The organism is Armatimonas sp., assembly GCF_031410135.1.
In the GTDB taxonomy this organism is placed as follows: Bacteria; Armatimonadota; Armatimonadia; order Armatimonadales; family Armatimonadaceae; genus Armatimonas.
Map to the genome: position 1 here is coordinate 1 of NZ_JANNYP010000526.1, position 5,741 is coordinate 5,741.

Genomic DNA, 5,741 nt, shown 5'->3' on the forward strand with positions numbered 1-5,741 from the left:
AAAGAACACAACAAACAAAGCTATCTGTAACACTATTTAATTGTAAAAGTCCGTCAGTAACTGTCATTTCTTCAAGTCACTGCGCTTGGCTTGGGCCGAGGCGCAAGGAGAATATTATCCCAACAAGAAGAAGTTGTCAAGTCGAATGGCCAAAATAGCTAAGTTTATTTAATATCTCCCAGAGGCTTTCACCGCCAAGGCTCTCATGCGTTATGAGTTACTATTATGTTCGTGCGCGCGATACGTTTGAGAAATCTATCGGGCCATGTGCCAGCTTACTTTTTTCGGCGTACAATAAACACAATAACCATGAGCTACGATCAATACCAAATGCAACCACAAGCACCTCAGGGAATGGGTAGCCGCCTGACTCCCTTTGTGCGCGAAACCTACCGTCTCTTTCTGTTTGGTCTACTAGGTATGGGAGGAGTCGGGGTTCTCTCCTATAAGTTCATGCCGCCTATTGGGGCGGGGGTAGCTTGGCTGCTCAATGCCATTATGTGGATAGCAGTAGGCTGGTTCCACTGGAGACGCCCTACGCGTGTTGTCTTACCCCTGTTCACGATCATCACGGGGGCATGGTTGGGTGTCCTCGCCCATATCTACGCAGCAGTCTTCGCCCCCGCTTTGATCCTGACTCTGGGTGCGTTTGGAGGGCTAACGGCCTATGCACACACCACGCGAAAAGACTTTAGCTTTCTGGGCGGCTTTCTCTCCATGGCGTTCTGGGTAATCCTGTTGGGCATCGTGGTTCAGTTCATCTTCCCTCTACCACTCCTGCACCTGGCAATCTCCGCCTTTGGTGTGCTGGCGATGGGAGGCTGGGTGCTCTACGATACCAGCCGCTTGTTACAAGATAACGGTGACCGGATGACACCCGGTGAGGCGGCGGCGGAGCTTCTGCTCGATATAGTGGGGCTGTTCCAGTGGATTCTGAGTCTGCTGAACCGCTTCCGCTAGACAAGTAATTGCTTCACGGCGGCGGCGACGGCGTTTTCTTCGGGGGCTTCGGGGCCAATGGTGTCTGCGGCAGCAAGAGCGAGAGGGCGGGAGTGGGGCATGGCGACTCCGAGTCCGGCCCAGCGCAGCAGCTCCGCGTCGTTGTCGCCGTCACCAAAGAAGACAATCTCCTCGCGGGGGATTTCCAAGCGCTCCGCGACGATTTGGAGCGCGGTGGCTTTATTGACGCTTGGATCAGAGAACTCTAGGTACTCCGGGTCGGTAATGGTGATGTAGGAACGTGATCCTAGCCGCGCACGCCAGATCTGATCCAGCTCCGCAATCTGGGTGGCATCGGCGATCCAAAGGATTTTGAAGGGCGACTCGCCTGGAAAACGCAGGCGCGGGTCGCCGACGACCTCGTAGGTTGCCTTGGTGCGCTCCTCCAGAATCTCGAAGTGCCTTGTGCGCTCCCAGCCCACCACTCCCTGTGGGCCATCCCAGATCTGCGTAATCCCCAGCTTGCGCCCCTCGTCCAGAAGCAGGTTCGCGAGCTTAAGATCAAAGAGAACAGCCCGCCAGACCTCGCCCGTCCCTTCGACTTTCACCAGTGCCCCATTACCACTGACAATAGGCCCCTGTAGCCCGAGCTGAGTCTGAAAGCGCAGTATATTGCCATGAGGCCGCCCCGAGGCCAGTACCACCGTGCAACCAAGAGATTGAAGCTGAACGACAGCAGCGGCATTGGCAGGCGAGATCTCTTTATCGGGGCCAAGAAGCGTGCCATCCAGATCGAAGACGGCGAGGCGAAAGGGGAAATGTGTCACTCCCCCATAGTACCTGCTCTGTCTCCAACACTTACTGGCGCGGGTCGAAGTTGCCTCGCTCAACACCGCGGGTCGGGTCCTGCCACCAGACTTGGTTCCAGCGCACCCACTTGGCGTGGCCGTCCAGATAGCCTACCGTGAAGCCGCCCGAGTGCTGGTCGGTCGCCACATCATCGGGGAGGTTCGTGGCCGCGATCCAGTGTCGTGTCGGCCAGACATGAGCATGGAAGTAGTTCTCCCGGTAGTTCTTCGGGCTCTCGGCCAGCGCGATCACGCTGGCAGGCTTGTCAATACTGGCCAAGCTGATGTTGGTATTGGTCGTGATCTCGGGAGAGATGAGCCCATTGAGCGCGTAGCTGGTCACCCGGAAGGTAGTGATATACGTAGCCGGGTCGGCAGGATCAAAGGAGGCAGGGTTGGGGGCCCAGTTGGTGCTGGTGTCCGAAGGGCAGCGCAAAATAGCGTAGCTCTTAAGATAGGGCTGCGCCCTGTAGACCCAGCTCTGTTCACGCCGTATCAGAGCAAGCTGCTCATCGTAGTCCTGGGCGTACATCAGCATGGCAAGCGAGAGTTGCTTGGTGTTAGAGAGGCAGCTTGTCTGGCGAGCCTTCTCCCGTGCTTGCGCAAAGACGGGAAAGAGAATCGCTGCTAAGATAGCGATAATAGCAATCACAACAAGAAGCTCAATGAGCGTGAAGGCGGAGCGAGGGCGCATGGTTTGATGGTTCTTTCTTGGCGACAAATATTATCGCCGACTTTTCTTGTCGGCAATAGCTTACCGCAGTGAAAAGGCACTGTCAAGAGGCTTAGGGACGTTTGCCGCGCACTTTTACGCTGGTGAGTGCGGGGTCTGCCTTGATCTCTTTTTCGGTGAAGAGAACGGGCCGCCACTGCTTGGCACCAAAGAGCGCGGTCTGGTCGGAGAAGTGCGGGGAGCGGGGATCGCCGGACTGGGAGTAGGTGAGAATCGCGACGGCTTTAGGCCCTTGCTTCGTGAACTCCAGGGCCATCATGAAGCTGCTGCCCTGGTTGACAAGATAGCCATCTTTGGTGAGGGAGCGGCTCCCGGCGACACTGGCGGGGCTGGCAAAGGGCTCCAAGCTCGTGCGGTTGGTGCCAAACCCGACCACATTGGTGAGGCCCTCCAAAGCCCCATCGCCGCCGTGGATGGGGATGCGCTCCGGCCGCTTATCGCTGTACTGGAGCTTGCCCAGCGGAGTCTCCAGCGCGATCCCGGCGCTCTTGAGCACAAGCACGGCCCGCCCGAGGTTTACCAGCGCCGTGTCGGTGCCGTCTTTGGGGAGCGCCAGCACCGACGGCGTAGTGACGGGCTGCTTGGGATCAAAGTTGTTCTGAAAGAGCACTCCGGCTTTTTGTGTATCCGTCGCGTTATAGAGGGTGATAAACTCCCGCCAGAGCACGGCCCCGACACTGTCCGTGTTGTATTTTCCGTCCCAGGCGGCCAGAACCTGACTGGCGGCGCGCAGGTCTACTTCTTTGCCTTCGATCACCACACTCCCCGCAGACTTGGCCCGTGCGGCGACCTCACTGCGCAGGAGCTCAGCGGAGAGGCTACGGTTATTGATCGCAGCAGCGGCGAGGGCATCGAGCGAGAACTTTTGCGTCCCCTCCAGAACCAGCGCGTTCATGCGGGTGCGTAGTGAGCGTGCCGTAGCTTCGTCCCCTTGGAGCGGGGAGAAGCCCATGAGTGGCTGGCTTGGGTTGGTCAGCCAGTGGCTATCGTTGGCGTTAAAGACATAGTCTCGGCGCTCTAGCTGGGGCATTTTGGCGTAGGGCAGGACGCCGGAGCGGGTCGTGGGGTCGTTTTGCCACTCATTGGCTGACTTACTGCCGTCAAACAACGCGACGCCGCGCTGCCAGGCAATTTTCGCCAGAAAGTCGGAGTTGAGCCGCTGGGTGAAGCCGGCGGTCGCGGCGGGGCTGAGATAGGGAGTCGCTGACGTATCCGCAAACCAGGCGCGGCCATCGGCGCTCGCGGCAATGGTGTTGACCCACGGGACGGCATTGTAGCGCGCGTGTGCCTGCTGGAACTCCGCGAGGCTCTTGGCCTGGTTCATGGCGAGGCGCTGGTCGTAGAACTGGGTGTTGTTGGCATTGGCATCGCGGACGCAGACCCCGCGCTTGGCGCTCCACTCAAAGCCCGCGACATTGACCATGGGGCCGTAGTGGCTGGAGTAGAGCTCGCGCTCCACTTTCTTTAGCGAGCCATCGGGCTGGCGAACGTCGAAGGTGAGGTACTTGACGGTCATTTCACGCTCCTGGCCATCGTAGTAGTAGCGGGTCGGGTGGCCGGGCACCAAATCGAGCGTGTAAAAAACAAAGCGCTTGCCCGCCGAGACGGTGTGCGTCCACGCGACAGCATCATTGAAGCCAATCAGCACGCCGGGGATTCCTAGCAGGCTCACGCCGTAGACATTGAGCTTGCCGGGAATGGTCAGGTGCTTCTCCCAGAACCGAAACGCCCCCGTCCAGGGAAAGTGTGGGTTTGCCATCAGCATTCCCCCGCCCTGCAAGGAGCGCTCCGAGCCCAGCGCCCAGCCATTGCTCGCCTGCTGAAACTCCGGAATCGGAAGCCCCTCCGCCACCGGCTCGGAGCTATCGGCCTTTGGCGGCATAGCGGTCGCGATCAAGTCCCCAAGGTTGGGCGTGGTCGCGATCACGGACTGGTTGTAGGCCAGAATATCCAGCGGTGTGACATCAAAGAGCCAGTCGCTCCCCAATCCCCAGTGCGCCACACTTGCCACGCACGATGCTTGGTTTTCCCGCCGGTACGCATTGATCCCTGCGACAAAGCCCTCCATGGTTTCCCGGTTCTCTTGTGAGAGCTTGGGGAAAAGCTCCTTTGCTTGCTCCACAAACCCCAGCGCCCGGAACGTGATGTCGCTATTGAGGTGCCGATTGCCAGAGCCCGCGCCAAAGTAGCGTGCCCGCTCGCCACGCACCTTGATGACCTGATCGAGTAGCGAGCCCAGATGGTCTTTTGCAAAGGCATAGCCCTCCCCAAACGCGAGGCTCCCAAAGTCGTTGGCGATGATATGCGGGATGCCGTAGCGCGTCCACCGAATCTGCGCCTCATAGTCTTTGGCAGGCTGCGCCGCGTGCAGTGCGGCGGGAGACATCATTGTGAATAAAACCATGCCAAATGATAGCAGATTCTACGAAAGACAAGCAAGAACAGAGAAAGCCGGAATCACAAGAGTCCGGAACCACGAGGGTTCCGGCTTAAGAGGGCTACGGCGACCTTCGTCGCCAACCAAATTTCTTGGGCACAGAGGTACATGATAGTCCATGGGACACTACCGTTGGCTACGCGGTTATTTGAAAAAAGACGATCAAAGCACATGAAGATCTTGGAGGACGACTGCCAAGCCGGAGGGACGATACAGGAACTCAAACTGAGCAGTAAGATCGCTCCAGCCATTGGTAAGTGGAACAGAGCAATCGAACCAGTGACCACTACCGTCAGCAAAGTCACCGAGGTTCTGACGTGGATCAGATGATAAAAGTCCTGGGTCAGTGACTGTCGCATTGGGTGAGTAATCTAAAAGCGCATGGCGAATTGACTCCGCAGACCAAGACTCGCCATAGCGAGTCGGCTCATCGAGTGCGTCGGCGGCCTTTGCAAACTCACCACAAGCAAGGAGCCGAAACCAGTCATGTACGAAACGGCTGAAAGTAGTAACCGATGGATTAGGCGAGAGTGGAATCATAAAATCTCATTGTTAGGACACAAGGGCGACACCTGAACACCGACAGTATGCAGTGAGCGAAGACCAAATGCTCTTGCGAGTCGGGCGACCAAAGGGCGCGAAAACGTAGCTATCAAGAGTTGTAAACACTATAAAAAACTGCATCCTTCTGCTCATCAGTTTCTACAACCACAACCTCATCGATTCCAAGATCACCTTTGCTATCAAGCTGTCCAGATAGTGTATTGCTAGTGAGCACGCTGTG

5 protein-coding genes are annotated in these 5,741 nt (G+C 57.5%); 2 read left to right on the top strand and 3 right to left on the bottom strand.

What is annotated here, in order from left to right; all coding sequences use genetic code 11:
* The first annotated feature begins 309 nt into the window (after window positions 1-309).
* Entirely contained in the window at window positions 310-960 is a 651-nt protein-coding gene (locus tag RMO15_RS19690; protein WP_309715797.1) for a Bax inhibitor-1 family protein, read from the top strand.
* Here the strand turns inward: RMO15_RS19690 and RMO15_RS19695 are convergent.
* From RMO15_RS19695 to RMO15_RS19705, 3 genes are all read right to left on the bottom strand, one after another.
* Window positions 957-1,766 (bottom strand): HAD family hydrolase, encoded by an 810-nt coding sequence (locus RMO15_RS19695; RefSeq protein ID WP_309715801.1) that lies wholly within the window; start codon window positions 1,764-1,766, stop codon window positions 957-959. The two genes, RMO15_RS19690 and RMO15_RS19695, sit on opposite strands and share 4 nt — an antisense overlap.
* Window positions 1,767-1,797: 31 nt before the next feature.
* Window positions 1,798-2,481, bottom strand: a complete 684-nt coding sequence (locus tag RMO15_RS19700) for a prepilin-type N-terminal cleavage/methylation domain-containing protein (RefSeq protein WP_309715804.1) — start codon at window positions 2,479-2,481, stop codon at window positions 1,798-1,800.
* 91 nt (window positions 2,482-2,572) lie between these two features.
* Window positions 2,573-4,924 carry an acylase gene (locus tag RMO15_RS19705; protein WP_309715807.1) on the bottom strand — a complete coding sequence of 784 codons (2,352 nt, stop codon included), beginning with the start codon at window positions 4,922-4,924 and terminating at the stop codon, window positions 2,573-2,575.
* A 204-nt stretch (window positions 4,925-5,128) separates the two neighbouring features.
* Here RMO15_RS19705 and RMO15_RS19710 point away from each other — a divergent pair, with 204 nt between their 5' ends.
* A complete protein-coding gene (locus tag RMO15_RS19710) occupies window positions 5,129-5,287 on the top strand; it encodes a hypothetical protein (protein ID WP_309715810.1) in 159 nt (52 codons plus the stop codon).
* Window positions 5,288-5,741 lie beyond the last annotated feature (454 nt).

Excerpts from the sequence above, each read along its gene's own strand:
- RMO15_RS19705 (WP_309715807.1), bottom strand. The coding sequence starts at position 4,924 with ATGGTTTTATTCACAATGATGTCTCCCGCCGCACTGCACGCGGCGCAG.
- RMO15_RS19690 (WP_309715797.1), top strand. The coding sequence starts at position 310 with ATGAGCTACGATCAATACCAAATGCAACCACAAGCACCTCAGGGAATG.
- RMO15_RS19700 (WP_309715804.1), bottom strand. The coding sequence starts at position 2,481 with ATGCGCCCTCGCTCCGCCTTCACGCTCATTGAGCTTCTTGTTGTGATT.
- RMO15_RS19710 (WP_309715810.1), top strand. The coding sequence starts at position 5,129 with ATGAAGATCTTGGAGGACGACTGCCAAGCCGGAGGGACGATACAGGAA.